Raw genomic sequence first — 17,415 nt, 5'->3', positions numbered from 1 at the left:
ACACGCGACACCGCCCGGTTGCCTTCTGCATCACGGGTGGACGAAAAATGACGAGGATTCCATGCCTGAGTATCGCTCCCGTACCACCACCGCCGGTCGCAACATGGCCGGCGCTCGCGCCCTGTGGCGCGCCACCGGCATGAAGGATGGCGACTTCCAGAAGCCGATCATCGCGGTGGCGAACTCCTTCACCCAGTTTGTGCCGGGCCACGTTCACCTGAAGGACATGGGCCAGCTGGTCGCCCGTGAAATCGAAAAGGCCGGCGGTGTGGCCAAGGAATTCAACACCATCGCCGTGGACGACGGTATCGCCATGGGCCACGACGGTATGCTCTATTCGCTGCCGAGTCGCGATCTGATCGCCGACAGCGTGGAGTACATGGTCAACGCCCACTGCGCCGACGCCCTGGTGTGCATCTCCAACTGCGACAAGATCACGCCTGGAATGTTGATGGCCGCCATGCGCCTCAACGTGCCGGTGATCTTCGTCTCCGGCGGCCCCATGGAAGCCGGCAAGACCAAGCTGCTGGATCACGGCCTGGACCTGGTGGACGCCATGGTCATGGCCGCCGACGATTCGGTGGACGAGGAAACCCTGAACGAAGTCGAGCGCAGCGCCTGCCCCACCTGTGGCAGCTGCTCCGGCATGTTCACCGCCAACTCCATGAACTGCCTGACCGAGGCGCTGGGTCTGGCGCTGCCGGGCAACGGCACGGTGCTGGCCACCCACGCCGATCGCCGCCGCCTGTTCGAGACGGCAGGCGAGCGCATCGTCGAGCTGGCCAGGCGCTACTACGAAGGTGACGAAGCGCACCTGCTGCCCCGTGCCATCGGCTCCAAGGCGGCGTTCAAGAACGCCATGACCCTGGACATCGCCATGGGCGGCTCCACCAACACCATCCTGCACCTGCTGGCCGCCGCCCAGGAGGCAGGCGTCGACTTCAACATGATGGACATCGACCGGCTGAGCCGCGAAGTCCCTCAGCTGTGCAAGGTGGCGCCCAATACCCAGAAGTATCACATCGAGGATGTGCACCGGGCCGGCGGCATCATGGCGATCCTCGGCGAGCTGGATCGCGCCGGAGTGCTGGATACCTCGGTGCCCACGGTCTACGGCGACAGCCTCAAGCTGGCCCTCGACGAGTGGGACATCATGCGCAATCCGTCGGCGGAGGTGGTCAACTTCTTCAAGGCCGGCCCCGGTGGTATCCCGACCCAGACGGCGTTTTCCCAGAGCGCCCGCTGGCCGAGCCTGGACGGTGACCGCGCCACCGGTTGTATCCGCGACTACGAACACGCCTTCTCCAAGGAGGGCGGGCTCGCCGTGCTGAAGGGCAACATCGCTGAGAACGGCTGTGTGGTGAAGACCGCCGGCGTCGACGACAGCATCCTGGTGTTCGAAGGGCCGGCCCACGTGGTCGAGTCTCAGGATCAGGCGGTGGAACATATCCTTGGCGACAAGGTGAAGGAAGGCGACGTGGTGGTGATCCGCTACGAAGGCCCCAAGGGCGGCCCGGGCATGCAGGAGATGCTCTACCCGACGTCCTATCTCAAGTCCAAGGGGCTGGGCAAGGGCTGCGCCCTGCTCACCGACGGACGCTTTTCCGGCGGCACCTCAGGGCTGTCGATCGGCCACGTCTCACCGGAGGCCGCCGCCGGCGGCGCCATCGCTCTGGTGGAAAACGGCGACCGTATCCGCATCGACATCCCCGCTCGGACCATCAATGTCCTGCTGGACGACGCCGAGCTTGCCGAGCGCCGCCAGCGCCAGCAGGAGCGCGGCAAGGATGCCTGGAAGCCGAGCATTCAGCGTCTGCGCAAGGTGACTCCTGCGCTGAAGGCCTATGCCTTGTTGGCCACCTCGGCTGACATGGGCGCGGTGCGCGATCTGGAAAAGCTTGACGACTAATATCTGCGCTTTTTAGCACAGAGTAGCTCGATGAAGGCCGGCATACGCCGGCCTTCATCGTTGATGGCGTCCAGCGCTCAGGCGACTCGCTTGAAGAAATGAGCGACCGATCAGCGAAATGAAACAGCTTGCGTGTACGCCGGAACTCGATAATTTCCGGGGATTTGGTCATTCTGACGTGACAGGGGATCGACAGATCAAAGAAGCCCTCGACAAGATGGGCGAGATGCAGGCACGGGGACCGCTATGAAAACACAGACTCTCAATGTGGGCCTGGTGGGTTACGGCATGGCTGCCAAGACCTTCCATGCCCCCTTGATCCAGGCCGCGCCAGGGCTCGAGCTGACCTCGGTGGTCAGCTCCGACGCCGACAAGGTCTTGCGTGACCTTCCGGACGTGACGGTGCACGCCAAGCTCAACGAGCTGCTCGAGGTGCGCCACGTTGACCTGATCGTGATTGCTACACCCAACGAGCAGCACTATGCCATGGCCAAGGCGGCTCTTGCGGCAGGCAAGCACGTGGTGGTGGACAAGCCGATCACTGTGTCGGCCTCGGAGGCGCGTCAGCTCCGCGCCCAGGCGGACCGCTCGGAACTGCTGCTCAGCGTCTTTCACAATCGTCGCTGGGACTGCGACTTCCTGACGGTGCGCAAGCTTCTGGAGCAGGGCCGGCTGGGGCGAGTGACGTCCTTTACCTCGCGTTTCGATCGCTATCGACCGGCGGTGAACAACCGCTGGCGAGAGCAGCACAAGCCCGGTGGCGGCATCTGGTACGACCTCGGCCCGCATCTGCTCGATCAGGCCATAGAGCTGTTCGGCATGCCTCGGGCAATTCTGCTGGAACTGGCCTCCGCCAGAGACGGCGCCGAGGTGGATGACGACTTTCTGGCGCTGCTCGAGTACGACCGCCTCAGGGTGACCCTGCAGGCCAGTTCGCTGGTAGCCGAGCCCAGCCCGCGCTTCGTGGTGCACGGCACCGAGGGCAGCTATTCGATCTACGGGCTCGACCCCCAGGAAGGCTGGCTCAAGCAGGGACTGATGCCGAGTGAAGACTGGGGCGTCGACGATGCGCCGGGACAACTGACCCTCAACCGGGGCAGCGCCGAGGAGCCGGACCTGGTCACCGAAGAGTGGCTGTCGGAACCGGGCAATTATCCCGCCTTTTACACTGCCGTCGCTCAGACCCTGCTGCATGGCGACCCGCCGCCGGTGTCCGGCGAGCAGGCGGTGGACGTGATGACCTTGCTGGAAGCGGGGCTCGACAGCTACCGCCAGGGGCGCTGGGTGCGCCTGAAGGAAGGCAACAGCAACCTCCGCCGGCTGCACGCCCGTCGCTGAGGCGAATCAGCCAGGCACGACAAGAGGGCCTTGGCCAAGGAAGCTTGGCCAAGGCAAATTCGACCAAGGCACGTTGACCAGGGGGCCGTCAGGGCCCCCTGGTCGTATTGGTAGGGTGGGTCTTACCAAAGTGAGGTATCGGCCTGCTCGCCCTTGAGCTTGTCCCGGGCGATGTACAGCGCAGCGATGGCGCGGGCCTCGTGGAAGTCCTCCCGGGCGAGCAGCGCGGTTATGCTGTCCAGCGCATGGGTCTCCACCACCAGCGGCTCCGGCTCATCGCCCTCCAGGCGCTTGGGGTAGAGGTCGCTCGCCAGCATGACCTGCATACGCTGGCGCATATAGTTGGGCGACAGGGAAAGCTCAACCAGCGGTTCGATACGCCGGGCGCCCACACCACACTCTTCCATCAGCTCGCGGTTGGCGGCGGTGACGATGTCCTCGCCGGGGTCCACGACGCCCTTGGGCAGGGTCAGTACATAGTCCTCGAAACCGGCGGCGTACTCTCGGATGAGCAGTACATGGTCGGGGTCGGGCATGGCGACGATCATGACCGCGCCGATGCCCTTGCCGTTGCCAAGCAGCCGTTCGAAGTGACGCTCGGCGCCGTTGGAAAAGCGCAGTTCGAGTTCCTCGACCCGGAACAGACGGCTCTCGGCGACGGTCTTGCGTGAGAGGATGCGGGGTTTTTCCGGGGAACTGTCGTCCATGGGAGCTCCTGGGCGGTGGGATGGGCTGATGAATAGCGTAATGACTAGGGCTTGTCTGAAAAGTGCCTGCGCTCGGTAATACGGCGTTAAAAATCGGATCAACATGCTCATTTACACCCCGTAAACTGCGCTGTCTCACCGATTTTTGCCTTGTCTAACCTTCGCTCGTCGACTTTTCGGACAGAGCCTAGCGTAATGAACATGGGGTTGGCGGCGTCGCGGGACATCCGCCGTCCGCACCGGGCCGAGACCAGGCGCAAGCGCCCGGGCTGCGAGCCCGAATGCCTTTGAGGTACACTAACACGTTACTCAGGTGTCGGCGGACGTTCGCCGGCGCAGTGGAACAAGCATTGAGCTGGTGATGGCTGGAGATGAGGTAATGCTCGATTGGGACACCATCGATACCGTGCTGCTGGACATGGACGGCACCTTGCTGGACTTGCACTTCGACAGTCATTTCTGGCTGGAGCATCTGCCTCGCCGCTACGTAGAACTGCACAAGCTGGATGAGGCCACCCAGGAAGTGGTGCGCGCGCGGATCATCCGGGAGCAGGGCACTCTCAACTGGTACAGCCTGGCCTACTGGAGCCGCGAGCTCGACGTGGATATCGTCGCGCTCAAGCGCGAGGTCCAGCATCTGATCGGCCTGCGCGGCGATGCTCTGGACTTTCTGGGCTGGCTCAAGAGCGCCCATCCGCGAGTGGTGCTGGCGACCAACGCCGATCGCGAGAGTCTGGCGCTGAAGCTGCCGCTGACGGGCCTCGACGACTACCTTGACGCCATCGTGTCGTCTGCCGATATCGGTGAGCCCAAGGAAGAACAGGCGTTCTGGCATGCGCTCAACGAGATCGAGCCCTTCGACCGCGAGCGGACCCTGTTCATCGACGACAACGCGGCGGTGCTCGAAAGCGCCCGCGAGTACGGTATTCGCCATCTGCTGGGGATCCGCCAGCCGGACAGCCGGCGGCCGGAGAAGTCGCTCAAGGACTTTATCGCGCTGGACCGTTTCGCCGATATCATGCCCTCGGCGCCGCAGACTCCGGAGGCCCCCCGTGGATAGCGTCAGACTCGACAAGTGGCTGTGGGCGGCACGATTCTTCAAGACCCGCGCCCTGGCCAAGAAGGCCATCGAGGGTGGCAAGGTCGAGGTCGACGGGGCCAGGGCCAAGACCAGCAAGTCGGTGAGCCCCGGCATGTTGATACGTGCGCCTCAGGGCTGGGATGTGTGGGAGGTCGAGGTGCTCGAGGTCAGCGAGCAGCGTCGTGGGGCGCCGGAGGCGCGGCGGCTGTACCAGGAGACCGAGCAGAGTCGCGAACGTCGCGAGCGCGAGGCCGATCAGCGCCGCCAGGCCAACGAGGTCTTCAAGCATCCGCTCAAGCGCCCCGACAAGCGGGCGCGCCGCGATATCAAGCGCTTCCAGCGCGAGGGCGGCTCCTGACGGCGCGCGTCGCGCTCATCCCAGCGCCCTCGTCGAACACCCTTCTTTTCGTCAGACGCGCGCCCGCCGGGGCGCGCCCAGCAGAGATCGTTTTTCATGGCTGATCAGATACAGCGATTCATTATCGATGACACCAACGTCCGCGGCGAAGTCACCCGCCTGTCCGAGGCCTACGACGAGGTGCTCAAGCGTCACGAGTATCCGGCCGCCGTCAATCGTCAGCTCGGTGAACTGCTGGCGGCGGTGGCTCTGTTGACCGACACCGTGAAGCTTGACGGCACCATGACCCTCGAGGTGCGCGGCAGTGGTGACGTCTCCCTGATGATGGCGGAGTCCAATCCTGGCGGTGAGCTTCGCGCCATCGCCCGCCTCGCCGAAGATGCGGCACTGCCCGGCGATGAGGCCGGCTTTCGCGAGCTGGTGGGAGAAGGCCAGATCGTGATCACCCTCGACCCCAAGGAAGGGCGGCGCTATCAGGGTATCGTCGGCATCGAGCACGATCGCCTGGCCGGCTGCCTGGAAGCCTACTTCACCCAGTCCGAGCAGCTGCCCACGCGGCTGTGGCTGGCGGCGGACGGTGTCAGCGCCGGTGGCCTGCTGCTGCAGCGACTGCCCGACGAGTCGCTCAATCAGGATGACGACGCCTGGGATCGCGCCTATCACTTGGCTGCCACCCTCAGCGAACAGGAATTGCTGGAACTGGATGCGGCAACTTTGCTGGTGCGGCTGTTCCATGAGGAGCCATTGCGTACCTTCGAATCCAAGGCGTTGCGTTTTGGTTGTACTTGTTCTCGTTCGCGCATCGCCGGGGGACTGATGTCGCTGGGGCACGAGGAATTGCGTCAGATCGTCGCGGAGCAAGGTACGATCGAGACCCAGTGTCACTTCTGCAACACCCGCTACGCCTTCACCGCGGCCGATGTCGAAGCCTTGATCGAGGACCCCAGCGACGGCAGCCCAACGGTGCATTGAGCGGTTGCAGCGTCCAGGCCCGAGCCGTTTCGCTGGCATGAATGGCAGGCTCGAGGTTATCGGGACTGCGGTGGCGGTTGCAGGTTTGTAGTGGAATGACAGGAAATGCACCAAAAAGGCCGAAATGTTGTAATTTAACTACAATAACGTCTTGAAAAATGGGCATTTCCTGTCTCGGGGTTTTTTGCCATAATCCCCGCCGATCCCGGACGCGTCGTCAGTCGAAGAAGACGGTCGAACCGCGTAGTCGACTCGCCGGATCCCTTGCGCCGTTCGCCCTGTCGGATGGCGCCAGTCCACGAGAGAGAAGCCGAAGGCCCAGGAATCCTATGACCACCACCACGCAGTCTTCTACCGTTCACGTCAACCTCAGCACTGCCGAGCTCATCGAGCGTGCGGTGGCCCAGGGCGAGGGCCGACTGGCCTCCCACGGCGCCCTCGTGGTCAAGACGGGTGAACGTACCGGGCGCTCCCCCAAGGACCGGTTCATCGTCGACGAACCGTCCACCAGTGCCCAGATCGACTGGGGCAGCGTCAACCGTCCCTTCGACGCCGAGCGTTTCGATGCACTGTGGGAGCGAGTGGAAGGCTACCTGGGCGAGAAGGACAGCTATGTCAGCGAGCTTCACGTGGGCAGCGATCCGACCCACTACCTGCCGGTTCGTGTGACCACCGAGACCGCCTGGCACAACCTCTTTGGCCGCACCATGTTCGTGCGTCCCGAGGCCTACAATGCGTCACGCAAGGACGAGTGGGAAATCCAGAATGCCCCGCACTTCGTGTGTGAGCCGAGCCGTGACGGCACCAACTCCGATGGCTGCGTGATCATCAACTTCGCCAAGCGCCGGGTGCTGATCGCCGGCATGCGTTACGCCGGCGAGATGAAGAAGGCCATGTTCTCGGTGCAGAACTTCCTGCTGCCCGAGGCCGACGTGCTGCCCATGCACTGCAGCGCCAACGTCGGCGAAGACGGCGAGACCACCCTGTTCTTCGGCCTGTCCGGCACTGGCAAGACCACCCTGTCAGCGGACCCGGGTCGCTACCTGATCGGCGACGACGAGCACGGCTGGGGCGTCGGTACCGTGTTCAACTTCGAGGGTGGCTGCTACGCCAAGTGCATCGACCTGTCGGAAAAGAACGAGCCGGTCATCTGGAATGCCATCAAGTTCGGTACCGTGCTCGAGAACGTGGTGCTCAACGATCGTCGTGAGCCGAACTACGCCGACGACAGCCTGACCCAGAATTCCCGCGCCGCCTATCCGCTCGAGCACGTCGACAAGCGTGTGGCCGAGAACCGCGCCGGCGAGCCCAACGCCATCGTCTTTCTGACCTGTGACATGAGTGGCGTGCTGCCGCCGGTGTCGGTGCTGTCCAAGGAGGCCGCCGCCTATCACTTCCTGTCCGGCTACACCGCCAAGGTGGGCTCCACCGAGATGGGCTCTTCCAGCGGTCTGGAAGCGACCTTCTCCACCTGCTTCGGTGCGCCGTTCTTCCCGCGCCCGGCCCGCGAGTACGCGGATCTGCTGATCAAGCGCGTGGCCGAGAAGGACGCCCAGGTCTACCTGGTCAACACCGGCTGGACCGGCGGTGCTTACGGCGAGGGCGGCTCACGCTTCTCCATCCCGACCACCCGCGCCATCATCCACGCGATCCAGACCGGCGTGCTGCGTGACGTGGAAACCCGCCACATCGACGGCCTGAACCTGTCGGTGCCGGTGTCCGTGCCCGGCGTCGACTCCAGCCTGCTGGACCCGCGTCAGACCTGGGAAGACCAGGCAGCCTACGATCGCAAGCGCAGCGAACTGGCAGGCAAGTTTGTAGAGAACTTCAAGAAGTTCGACGGCGTCAGCGACGCCATCGTCAAGGCAGGCCCGAGCCTGGTCTAGGCGGCTCCGGGCCTGGTTTAACCTGCGGGTTGCCAAGGCAGTAAACGACTGAACCTTGCCGCGAGGCAGGGGTCGAGAAGAGGAGAAGGCGATGGCCTTCTCCTCTTTTTTTGCTCTTGTTCCAGCGCCTTGCCGTCGATAGTTGGCGAAGGTCCGGACGGACAGCGACGATTGAGTGTAAGGAAGGGGAGGGGCAGACCGACCCAGCACAATCCTTGACGCAGGAGACTCTACAATGAAACGACGCAACTTCCTCGCACTGCTCGGGCTCGGCGGCCTCGCCAGCATGGTGCCGGCGGTGGCCAATGCCCGCCCTGAGCTGGAGCTTTCGCCAAGTCCCGATATCGAGCCGCTGGAATTGAGCGAGAGCGAGTGGCGTGAGCGCCTGAGCCCGGCCCAGTACGATGTGCTGCGCGAGGCAGGGACCGAGCCGGCAGGCTCCAGTCCGCTCGACGGCGAGAAGCGTGAAGGTGAATTTCGCTGTGCCGGTTGTGATCTGTTGTTGTTCACCAGCGCCATGAAGTACGACTCCGGCACCGGCTGGCCGAGCTTCTACGAGCACGTGGAGGGCCACCTGCTGACCAGTGTGGACTACAAGATCCTGTGGCCGCGTACCGAGTACCACTGCGCTCGCTGTGGTGGTCATCAGGGGCACGTGTTCGAGGATGGGCCCGATCCCACCGGTCTGCGCTGGTGCAACAACGGGGTCGCGCTCAAGTTCGTTCCGGCCTGAACGAAAAGCTGCCCGGGGGATGACGCCGGGCAGCGGGTGGCGGCGGCGCAAAAGGGCGCTTTGTGATACCTTGGCGGGATCACAGACGTCGTATTGCCAAGGATTTCATGGACGCTACAGCCAAGATCATTGCCCGCCTGGCCGAAGAACTGGCGGTCAAGACCCCTCAGATCTCCGCGACCGTCGAGCTGCTGGATGGCGGCGCGACGGTGCCGTTCATTGCGCGCTATCGGAAGGAAGTGACCGGAGGACTCGACGATACCCAGCTGCGCAACCTGGAAGAGCGCCTGGGCTATCTGCGTGAACTGGAAGAGCGCCGCACCACAGTGCTTGCGGCCATCGACGAGCAGGGCAAGCTCAGCGATTCGCTGGCCGCCAGCATCCAGGCTGCCGATACCAAGCAGCGCCTGGAAGACCTCTACCTGCCCTATCGCAAGAAGCGCCGGACCAAGGCACAGATCGCCCGGGAAGCGGGTCTCGAGCCGCTGGCCGACGCGCTGCTGGCCGATCCGACCCTCGACCCCGAGACCGAAGCCGCGGGCTACCTGCGGCCTGCCGAAGGCGAGACGCCGGCGATCGAAGACGCCAAGGCGGCGCTCGATGGTGCCAAGCAGATCCTGATGGAGCGCTTCGCCGAGGACCCCGAGCTGGTCGGGCGCCTGCGCGAGAGACTGTGGAGCGAGGGCGAGCTGTCCAGCCGCGTGATCGCCGGCAAGGAGCAGGAAGGTGCCAAGTTCTCCGACTACTTCGAACACGACGAACGGCTTGCCAAGGTGCCTTCTCACCGCGCCCTGGCGATGTTCCGTGGCCGCAACGAGGGTGTGCTGGCGCTGGCGTTGCGCCTGCCTGGCGAAGACGAGGCGCCGGTGCACCCAGCCCAGGTCGCCATCGCGCGTCACTTCGAGATTCGCGACGAGGGGCGCAAGGCCGACCGCTGGCTGGCCGAGGTGGTGCGCTGGACATGGCGGGTCAAGCTCTACACCCACCTCGAGACCGAGCTGATGGGGCGTCTGCGTGAGCGGGCAGAAGGCGAGGCCATCGACGTCTTCGCCGCCAACCTCAAGGATCTGCTGCTGGCGGCGCCGGCCGGCCCCAAGGCCACGCTGGCCATCGATCCCGGCCTGCGCACCGGCTGCAAGGTGGCGGTGGTCGATGCCACCGGGCAGTTCCTCGAGCAGGCCACCATCTTTCCCCACGCCCCGCGCAATCAGTGGGATGCGTCGCTTGCCGAACTGGCGAAACTGGTCAAGAAACACGGCGTCGAGCTGATCGCCGTGGGCAACGGCACCGCCAGCCGGGAGACCGATCGGCTGGCCGGGGATCTGCTCAAGGCGATGAAGGATCCCCGGTTGTCGAAGGTCATGGTCTCGGAGGCGGGGGCCTCGGTGTACTCTGCCTCAGAATATGCCTCCCGCGAGCTGCCTGATCTCGACGTGACCATTCGTGGCGCGGTGTCGATCGCGCGCCGCCTGCAGGACCCCCTGGCCGAGCTGGTCAAGATCGAACCCAAGTCCATCGGCGTCGGCCAGTACCAGCACGATGTCTCCCAGGTCCAGCTGTCACGCAGCCTCGAAGTGGTCATCGAGGACTGCGTCAACGCGGTGGGGGTCGACCTCAATACCGCCTCCTCGGCGCTGCTGTCGCGGGTGGCGGGGCTCAATCCGGGGCTGGCCGAGAACATCGTCACCCAGCGCAACGCCAAGGGCGCCTTCCGTGATCGCCGTGATCTGCTCGAGGTGTCCCGGCTGGGGCCCAAGACGTTCGAGCAGTGCGCCGGCTTCCTGCGCATCATGAATGGCGCCAATCCGCTGGACGCCAGCGCCGTGCACCCGGAGGCCTATCCGCTGGTCGAGCGTATCGCCGAGCGCAGCGGGCGCGAGCTGTCCGGGCTGATCGGCGACAGCGCCACGCTGAAGGCGCTCAAGCCCAGCGAGTTTGCCGACGAGCGCTTCGGGGTGCCCACCGTCAGCGATATCATCGCCGAGCTCGACAAGCCTGGCCGCGACCCTCGTCCCGAGTTCCGTGCAGCGCAGTTCCGCGAGGGCGTCGAGACGCTCAAGGACCTCGAGCCGGGCATGGTGCTGGAAGGTACCGTGACCAACGTCACCCACTTCGGTGCCTTCGTCGATATCGGTGTGCATCAGGACGGTCTTGTGCACATTTCAGCGCTGTCGGATCGCTTCGTCGAGGATCCACGCACCGTGGTCAAGGCGGGCGACATCGTCAAGGTCAAGGTGATGAACGTGGATCTGCAGCGCTCGCGTATCGGGCTGTCCATGCGCATGGACGATACGCCCGACAGCGCCGACGGAGGTGACGCTCGCCAGGCCCCCAGACGTCGCGAAGGCGGGGGCAAGGGCCCTCGGAGCCAGCAGGGTCGCGGTCAGGCAGGCAAGGGAGGGCGCGACGAGGCCGCTCCCATGGGCGCCCTGGGTGCCGCTCTGCTCAAGGCGAAGCAGGGTCGTTCTTGAAACCTGCCAATGGAACGCCATAATCTGTCGACCTTATCCAGCGATCTCGACTGTCGACCGTATCTGTCGACTGAAACAACGGGCGCCTGAGCGCCCGTTGCCGTCGCCGCCATTCGAAGCAGGCCCCCGGGCCCTTCCACGACACGGGGTGTTCACCTTGTCCACTCAGCTTTCTTCGCTCCTCGAACGCCTGCGCGGCCCGGCGGCCGCACGACGCTTCGGCCGCCTGCGCCGCGGCATTGAAAAGGAGGGGCTTCGGGTCGACGACCGCGGCGTGATCGCGGCGACCTTCCATCCCCGGGCGCTGGGCTCCAAACTGACCCACCCCCATATCACCACGGACTACTCCGAGGCGCTGCTGGAGTACATCACGCCGGTCTACAGCCGTCCCGACGAGGCGCTGGAATTTCTGGCCGATCTCCACCGCTACACCTATCGCCATCTGGACGACGAGTGGATCTGGCCGGCCAGCATGCCTTCCCGGCTCAATGGCAACGACAGCGTGCCCATCGCCGACTACGGGAGCTCCAACGTCGGCACCATGAAGCATGTCTATCGTCGCGGCCTGGACGCTCGCTACGGGCGGATCATGCAGTCGATCGCCGGCATCCACTACAACGTGTCGCTGCCGGACGACCTGTGGACGCTGCTGCAGACCCTGGACGAGCAGGAGCAGGTGTCCATGGGCGAGTACCGCTCCTCGCGCTACTTCGGGCTGATCCGCAACTTCCGACGCCATAGCTGGTTGCTGCTGTATCTGTTCGGTGCATCGCCCGCCATCGACGACAGCTTTCTGGATGACGGCGAGATTCCCGAGGGTCTGGAACGCCTCGGCGAGCGCACCCTGGTATCTCGCTATGCGACCAGCTTGCGGATGTCCGATCTGGGCTACCAGAACAAGGTGCAGGATCAGCTCAAGATCTGCTTCAATTCGTTGTCGAATTACGTCAACACCCTGCGCCATGCCATCGCCACCGGCTGGCCGGACTACGAGGCGTTGGGTGTGCGTGATGGCGATAGCTGGCGTCAGCTCAACGCCAACATCCTGCAGATCGAGAACGAGTACTACAGCGATATCCGTCCCAAGCGGGTCACTCGTCACGACGAGACACCGAGCCAGGCCCTCGAGGCCCGCGGTGTCGAGTACATCGAGGTCCGCTGTCTGGATATCGATCCCTTCGCTACCCTGGGGATCGATGCCGCCCAGACCCGCTTTCTCGACACCTTCCTGGTGTGGTGCCTGCTGTCCGACAGTCCCTGGATCTCCGACGAGGAGTGTGACCACCTGGACGACAATCGTCGCCTGGTGGTGGAACGCGGTCGCGAGCCCGGGCTCGAGCTCAATGACCGAGGCAACCGCCGCGGTCTGGCCGACTGGAGTCGCGCCATCGTCGCCGAGATGCGCGAGGTCGCCGCGCTGCTCGACCAGCTCGAGGATGGCAGTCCCCACCAGCAGGCGGTGGACGCGATCGCGCCGCGCATCGATGATCCGTCGCTGACGCCTTCTGCTCGCGTGCTGGCGCGCCTCGAGGACAACGGTGAGGAGTTTGTCGAGGCCATGGTCGCCATCGCCCGTGAGCAGGCCGCTGCGCTGGCTGACGAGCCGCTCAACCGGTGTCGTGCGTCCATGCTGGAAGACCTGGTCGAGACCTCTCATCAGCAGCAGCGGGAGATCGAGGCATCCGACACCAGCGATTTTGCTCAATTCCTGAGCGACTATTTCAGCCGAGCCCGGGAGACCCGGGCGTTGGCACCCACGGATCAACCGACCCATAGCGGAGAGAGCCTGAAATGAGCGAGTGGAGCCTGCGGCAGTGGAGCCTGGCGGGACTGGGCTTTTGCGTGGCAATGATGGCCGTGGCCCTGGGGCTTGAGCACCTGGTCGGGCTCGAGCCCTGTCCGCTTTGTGTGTTTCAGCGGGTGGCGGTGATCGCGGCAGGGCTGGTGTTTGCCGTGGCCGCGCTGCATGGACCTCGTGGTGCATTCGCCACAGTGGCCTACAGCGGTCTGGCGGCCCTGGCGGTGCTGTCCGGGATCGCCGTTGCCGGGCGTCATCTGTGGCTGCAGTCGCTGCCGGCGGATCAGGTGCCGAGCTGTGGCCCCGGTCTCGATTACATGATCGATGTGCTGCCGCTGCAGAAGGTCATCGCCTCGGTGTTGTCCGGCTCCGGCGAGTGCGCCGAGGTCGGCGCTACCCTGCTCGGGCTGTCGCTGCCAGGCTGGACGTTGATCGGCTTTGTGGTACTGCTGGCGGTGCCGGTGGGCATGCTCACGACGCTGCGGGCCACGACCAGCGGCTATCGCTGGAACGGCTGAAGCTTGGCGGTAGAGGCGTTCTCTGCGCCGTTTTGCTGTCGGTGATGACGGCCAATCAGGTACTTGGCATGCATTCGTTGACAGGGGCGGCGGCACGAGGGAGTCTGTTCATCCGCCTGGATTCGGGGTGAGGCAGTGCTAGGGAGGCCGCCATGTTGGAAGATTGCAAGACCGCTCGCGAACGCTGGGGAGGCGTCCATCGACTGATCGACCGCTGGCTCGAGCAGCGCGAGGGTCTGCTCGTTGTCTTGAATGAGCTCGAACAGTCATGCGATGCGGATCTGGAAACCATCACCAAGGAACGCATCGATACCTTCAGCGAGACGCTGATGGACTACATCAGCGCCGGCCATTTCGAGGTCTATCCGCAATTGAGGGAAGAGGCGCGTGCCTTCGATGACACGTCGGCACTGAATATTGCCGATCGTCTGCTGGAACGCCTCGAGATGTCCACCGAACTGGTGCTGTCCTTCGACGAGGACTACTCTACTCCGGTGCGCTGCCAACGCTTTCTGCCGCGTTTGCCGGCCTGGCTTGAGCGACTGAAGAAGGGGCTGTCGGAGCGCTTTGGCCTGGAAGATCAGCTGATTGCACGGCTTCACGACGAGCACGCACCCGCCGAAGGCGTCTCCTGAAAGGTGGTGCCGGCAGTGAACTAACGGCGGGGAGACCAGCAGCGTGGGCATAGGTCAGGCTCGTTGCGAGGCCGCTGGGCGATAACACCGAGGGCTTTGGCGGCGTCGTTCGCAGCAGGCCGACGATTATGCCCGGGGCCGATACTCGAGGATCCGACACTTCCGGATCTGGCTCTTGAGGGGGCGCGACGTCAGGTCGTCCAGGCGGACGTGTCTGGCGACAGCCCAGGTCGACGGTGCCAGGCCAGGTCAATTGCGTCGGGCCAATTGAGTTTTGTGCACTGCAAGCATAAGATTTTCCGCGTCCTGAACGCCGCCCGAGGCAGCCAAGGTGTCGGCCGACGTCTGCATGATGCCGCCCGGGCCCCTTCACGGCGACAATCCCAAGGAGCCATGATGAAAGACCCCGTACGTATTGCCATCACCGGTGCCGCCGGTCAGATCAGCTACTCTCTCGCCTTCCGTATCGCCGCAGGCGACATGCTGGGCCCGGACCAACCGGTCATCCTGCAGCTGCTCGAGATCACTCCGGCCATGGAAGCGCTGAATGGCGTGGTGATGGAGCTCAACGACTGCGCCTTCCCGCTGGTTCAGGACATCGTCGCCACCGACGATGCCAACGTGGCCTTCAAGGACGCCGACTTCGCCCTGCTGGTGGGTGCCCGTCCGCGCGGTCCGGGCATGGAGCGCAAGGACCTGCTCGAGGCCAACGCCGCCATCTTCTCCGCCCAGGGCAAGGCCATCAACGACAACGCCAGCCGTGACATTCGCGTGCTGGTGGTGGGCAACCCGGCCAACACCAACGCCCTGATCGCCTCCTGCAACGCGCCGGACCTCGACGCCGGCCAGTTCACCGCGATGATGCGTCTGGACCACAACCGGGCCAAGACTCAGCTGGCGCAGAAGGCCGGCAAGCACGTCACCGACGTCGACAGCATGATCGTCTGGGGTAACCACAGCGCGACCCAGTACCCGGATCTGTCCCACTGCAAGGTGGACGGCAAGCCGGCCTTCGACCTGGTCGAGCGCGACTGGTACGAAAACGACTTCATCCCGACCGTGCAGCAGCGTGGCGCCGCCATCATCAAGGCGCGTGGTGCATCCTCCGCTGCCTCCGCCGCATCCGCCGCCATCGATCACATGCGTGATTGGGCGCTGGGCAGCGACGGCATCGTCAGCATGGGCATTCCTGCCGACGGCAGCTACGGCGTCGAGCCGGGCATCATGTATTCCTACCCGGTGGTGTGCAAGGACGGCAAGTACGAGATCGTCCAGGGCCTCGAGGTCGACGAGTTCAGCCGCACCAAGATGAAGGCGACCGAAGACGAGCTGCGCGAAGAGCGCGCTGCGGTCGAGCACCTGCTGGGCTGATATCGGTCTCGCAAGGCCCGACAGGTCCTTGCAGAGCATCGCCGGCACGTCGACCAGTGGTCATCGTGCCAACGAAGAACCCCGCCACATTGTGGCGGGGTTCTTTTGTGGATGGCGTCGGCGTCGTGCGAGGGGGCTTGTCTCAACCGCGCTTGGCTCAACCGCGCAGGGAGATGATCTTCCAGCCCTTGGCCTCGGCGACTTCGCGCAGGGCCGGGTCCGGGTCCACCGCGACCGGATGATCGACCTGCTCGAGCAGCGGCAGGTCGTTGTGGGAGTCGCTGTAGAACCAGGCGCCGTCGAGGGTGTCGTCGCGCTCAGAAAGCCACTGTTCCAGGCGGGTCACCTTGCCCTGCTGAAAGCTCGGCACGCCGCTGACCCGGCCGGTGTAGCGGCCATCGACGAGCTCCGGTTCCACGGCGATCAGGTCATCGATGCCCAGGCGTTCGGCGATGGGGCCAGTGATGAAGCGATTGGTAGCGGTGATGATCAGAAGGGTGTCGCCCCGTGCGCGGTGGCGGGCGATCAGTTCCTCGGCCTGGGGCAGGATGGCGGGCTCGATCTTGCTGGCCATGAACTGCTGATGCCAGGCGGCGAGCTGTTCCATGGAATTGTCCGCCAGTGGCTTCAGGGCCACCTCCAGGAAGGCCATCATGTCGAGACGACCGGCGTCGTAGTCGGCCTTGAAACGGTCATTGGCCTCGCGATAGGCCACCGCGTCCACGGCGCCCTGCTCGAGCAGGAATTCGCCCCAGGCATGGTCGCTGTCGATCGACAGCAGGGTATTGTCCAAATCGAAGATGGCCAGACTCAAGGTGTGTCTCCCGGCGCTTGGGTGAGGCGACCTCCCGGCCCGGCGATCTGTGTCGGAGTGGCCAGCAACAGGCGTACGTCATGCCCATGGGCCCCTGGCCCGGGAAGGCCACAAAGGGGGCGATTATGTCAGAACCTCGGCAGGGGTTCGAGATGTCGTATTGATGCGCTTCGAGCCATTGTGGAAGAATGCAGTCAATACCGATTGGAAAGGTGAAGCCCGTGATCGACGCAGACGGCTTTCGCCCCAACGTTGGCATCATCATCGTCAACGACCAGGGGCAGCTGCTATGGGCGCGTCGGGTAGGGCAGAACGCGTGGCAATTTCCCCAGGGAGGCATCAAGTCAGATGAGACGCCCCAGCAGGCTTTGTTCAGAGAGCTCCACGAAGAAATCGGCCTGACCGCCGAGGATGTGGAGGTACTGGCCTGCACCAGGGGGTGGCTACGCTACCGCCTGCCGCGACGCATGGTTCGCACACATTCGCGCCCAGTGTGCATAGGACAGAAACAGAAGTGGTTCCTGCTGCGGATCCGCTGCCAGGAAAGCCGCATCTGTGTGGATGGCACCCCCAAGCCCGAGTTCGATGGCTGGCGTTGGGTCAGTTACTGGTATCCGCTGGGGCAGGTGGTACCGTTCAAGAGGGAGGTCTACCGCCGAGCACTACGTGAGCTATTGCCTCGCGCCCAGAGCCTGGCGCTGGAGAAGGGATGAATCCAGCGCCCGCGGCAGCACATCAGCCACGTCGGCGAGAGGCCGGTGGCGTTGCTGCCTCCCACTTATCGTTCGGTCGCCCCATGGCCGGACCAGTACAAGAACAGGGGT

General features: G+C 64.4%; 15 protein-coding genes. 13 read left to right on the top strand and 2 right to left on the bottom strand.

Annotated elements, in window-relative coordinates:
• Positions 1–61 precede the first annotated feature (61 nt).
• A complete protein-coding gene (ilvD, locus tag KUW00_RS02255; protein ID WP_108131397.1) occupies positions 62–1,909 on the top strand; it encodes a dihydroxy-acid dehydratase in 1,848 nt (615 codons plus the stop codon).
• A gap of 246 nt (positions 1,910–2,155) precedes the next feature.
• Complete coding sequence (locus KUW00_RS02250) at positions 2,156–3,247, top strand: oxidoreductase (protein ID WP_045993077.1); 1,092 nt, start codon at positions 2,156–2,158, stop codon at positions 3,245–3,247.
• Positions 3,248–3,369: 122 nt separating this feature from the next.
• Here the strand turns inward: KUW00_RS02250 and nudE are convergent, their stop codons facing one another.
• Complete coding sequence (nudE, locus tag KUW00_RS02245) at positions 3,370–3,954, bottom strand: ADP compounds hydrolase NudE (protein ID WP_045993076.1); 585 nt, start codon at positions 3,952–3,954, stop codon at positions 3,370–3,372.
• A gap of 379 nt (positions 3,955–4,333) precedes the next feature.
• Here nudE and yrfG point away from each other — a divergent pair, with 379 nt between their 5' ends.
• From yrfG to KUW00_RS02195, 10 genes are all read left to right on the top strand, one after another.
• Positions 4,334–5,014 (top strand): GMP/IMP nucleotidase, encoded by a 681-nt coding sequence (gene yrfG, locus KUW00_RS02240; protein WP_108131398.1) that lies wholly within the window; start codon positions 4,334–4,336, stop codon positions 5,012–5,014.
• On the top strand, positions 5,007–5,393 hold the full coding sequence (locus KUW00_RS02235) for an RNA-binding S4 domain-containing protein (RefSeq protein WP_108131399.1): 387 nt from the start codon (positions 5,007–5,009) through the stop codon (positions 5,391–5,393). The genes yrfG and KUW00_RS02235 overlap by 8 nt, the downstream gene beginning before the upstream one ends.
• A gap of 96 nt (positions 5,394–5,489) precedes the next feature.
• Complete coding sequence (gene hslO / locus KUW00_RS02230; protein ID WP_108131400.1) at positions 5,490–6,365, top strand: Hsp33 family molecular chaperone HslO; 876 nt, start codon at positions 5,490–5,492, stop codon at positions 6,363–6,365.
• A 329-nt stretch (positions 6,366–6,694) separates the two neighbouring features.
• Positions 6,695–8,251, top strand: coding sequence for a phosphoenolpyruvate carboxykinase (locus tag KUW00_RS02225; RefSeq protein WP_045994135.1), 1,557 nt, complete (start codon positions 6,695–6,697; stop codon positions 8,249–8,251).
• Positions 8,252–8,486: 235 nt separating this feature from the next.
• The gene (msrB, locus tag KUW00_RS02220) at positions 8,487–8,984 is read left to right on the top strand and encodes a peptide-methionine (R)-S-oxide reductase MsrB (protein ID WP_045994136.1); all 498 of its coding nucleotides are present in this window, start codon (positions 8,487–8,489) and stop codon (positions 8,982–8,984) included.
• Positions 8,985–9,091: 107 nt separating this feature from the next.
• Entirely contained in the window at positions 9,092–11,455 is a 2,364-nt protein-coding gene (locus KUW00_RS02215; protein WP_222568150.1) for a Tex family protein, read from the top strand.
• Positions 11,456–11,603: 148 nt separating this feature from the next.
• Positions 11,604–13,250 (top strand): glutamate--cysteine ligase, encoded by a 1,647-nt coding sequence (gshA, locus tag KUW00_RS02210; RefSeq protein WP_409996273.1) that lies wholly within the window; start codon positions 11,604–11,606, stop codon positions 13,248–13,250.
• Positions 13,247–13,771 carry a disulfide bond formation protein B gene (locus KUW00_RS02205; protein WP_108131401.1) on the top strand — a complete coding sequence of 175 codons (525 nt, stop codon included), beginning with the start codon at positions 13,247–13,249 and terminating at the stop codon, positions 13,769–13,771. Before gshA ends, KUW00_RS02205 begins: the two co-directional genes overlap by 4 nt.
• A gap of 152 nt (positions 13,772–13,923) precedes the next feature.
• Positions 13,924–14,406 (top strand): sigma D regulator, encoded by a 483-nt coding sequence (gene rsd / locus KUW00_RS02200; protein WP_222568148.1) that lies wholly within the window; start codon positions 13,924–13,926, stop codon positions 14,404–14,406.
• Between the two features lie 396 nt (positions 14,407–14,802).
• Positions 14,803–15,777 (top strand): malate dehydrogenase, encoded by a 975-nt coding sequence (locus KUW00_RS02195; RefSeq protein WP_045994141.1) that lies wholly within the window; start codon positions 14,803–14,805, stop codon positions 15,775–15,777.
• Between the two features lie 157 nt (positions 15,778–15,934).
• Here the strand turns inward: KUW00_RS02195 and KUW00_RS02190 are convergent, their stop codons facing one another.
• Entirely contained in the window at positions 15,935–16,591 is a 657-nt protein-coding gene (locus KUW00_RS02190) for an HAD family hydrolase (RefSeq protein WP_045994142.1), read from the bottom strand.
• A 221-nt stretch (positions 16,592–16,812) separates the two neighbouring features.
• Between KUW00_RS02190 and KUW00_RS02185 the strand changes: the two genes are divergently transcribed.
• Complete coding sequence (locus tag KUW00_RS02185; RefSeq protein ID WP_045994143.1) at positions 16,813–17,304, top strand: RNA pyrophosphohydrolase; 492 nt, start codon at positions 16,813–16,815, stop codon at positions 17,302–17,304.
• Positions 17,305–17,415: the final 111 nt, after the last annotated feature.

Origin of the sequence: Halomonas sp. DP5N14-9, assembly GCF_019802175.1 — a bacterium.
Classification (GTDB): domain Bacteria; phylum Pseudomonadota; class Gammaproteobacteria; order Pseudomonadales; family Halomonadaceae; genus Halomonas; species Halomonas litopenaei.
This window is presented reverse-complemented; position numbering and strand designations above follow the sequence as displayed.

Bases quoted from the DNA above. Each gene is read 5' to 3' on its own strand.
- ilvD (WP_108131397.1), top strand. From the start codon at position 62: ATGCCTGAGTATCGCTCCCGTACCACCACCGCCGGTCGCAACATGGCC.
- KUW00_RS02250 (WP_045993077.1), top strand. From the start codon at position 2,156: ATGAAAACACAGACTCTCAATGTGGGCCTGGTGGGTTACGGCATGGCT.
- nudE (WP_045993076.1), bottom strand. From the start codon at position 3,954: ATGGACGACAGTTCCCCGGAAAAACCCCGCATCCTCTCACGCAAGACC.
- yrfG (WP_108131398.1), top strand. From the start codon at position 4,334: ATGCTCGATTGGGACACCATCGATACCGTGCTGCTGGACATGGACGGC.
- hslO (WP_108131400.1), top strand. From the start codon at position 5,490: ATGGCTGATCAGATACAGCGATTCATTATCGATGACACCAACGTCCGC.
- KUW00_RS02225 (WP_045994135.1), top strand. From the start codon at position 6,695: ATGACCACCACCACGCAGTCTTCTACCGTTCACGTCAACCTCAGCACT.
- msrB (WP_045994136.1), top strand. From the start codon at position 8,487: ATGAAACGACGCAACTTCCTCGCACTGCTCGGGCTCGGCGGCCTCGCC.
- KUW00_RS02215 (WP_222568150.1), top strand. From the start codon at position 9,092: ATGGACGCTACAGCCAAGATCATTGCCCGCCTGGCCGAAGAACTGGCG.
- KUW00_RS02205 (WP_108131401.1), top strand. From the start codon at position 13,247: ATGAGCGAGTGGAGCCTGCGGCAGTGGAGCCTGGCGGGACTGGGCTTT.
- rsd (WP_222568148.1), top strand. From the start codon at position 13,924: ATGTTGGAAGATTGCAAGACCGCTCGCGAACGCTGGGGAGGCGTCCAT.
- KUW00_RS02195 (WP_045994141.1), top strand. From the start codon at position 14,803: ATGAAAGACCCCGTACGTATTGCCATCACCGGTGCCGCCGGTCAGATC.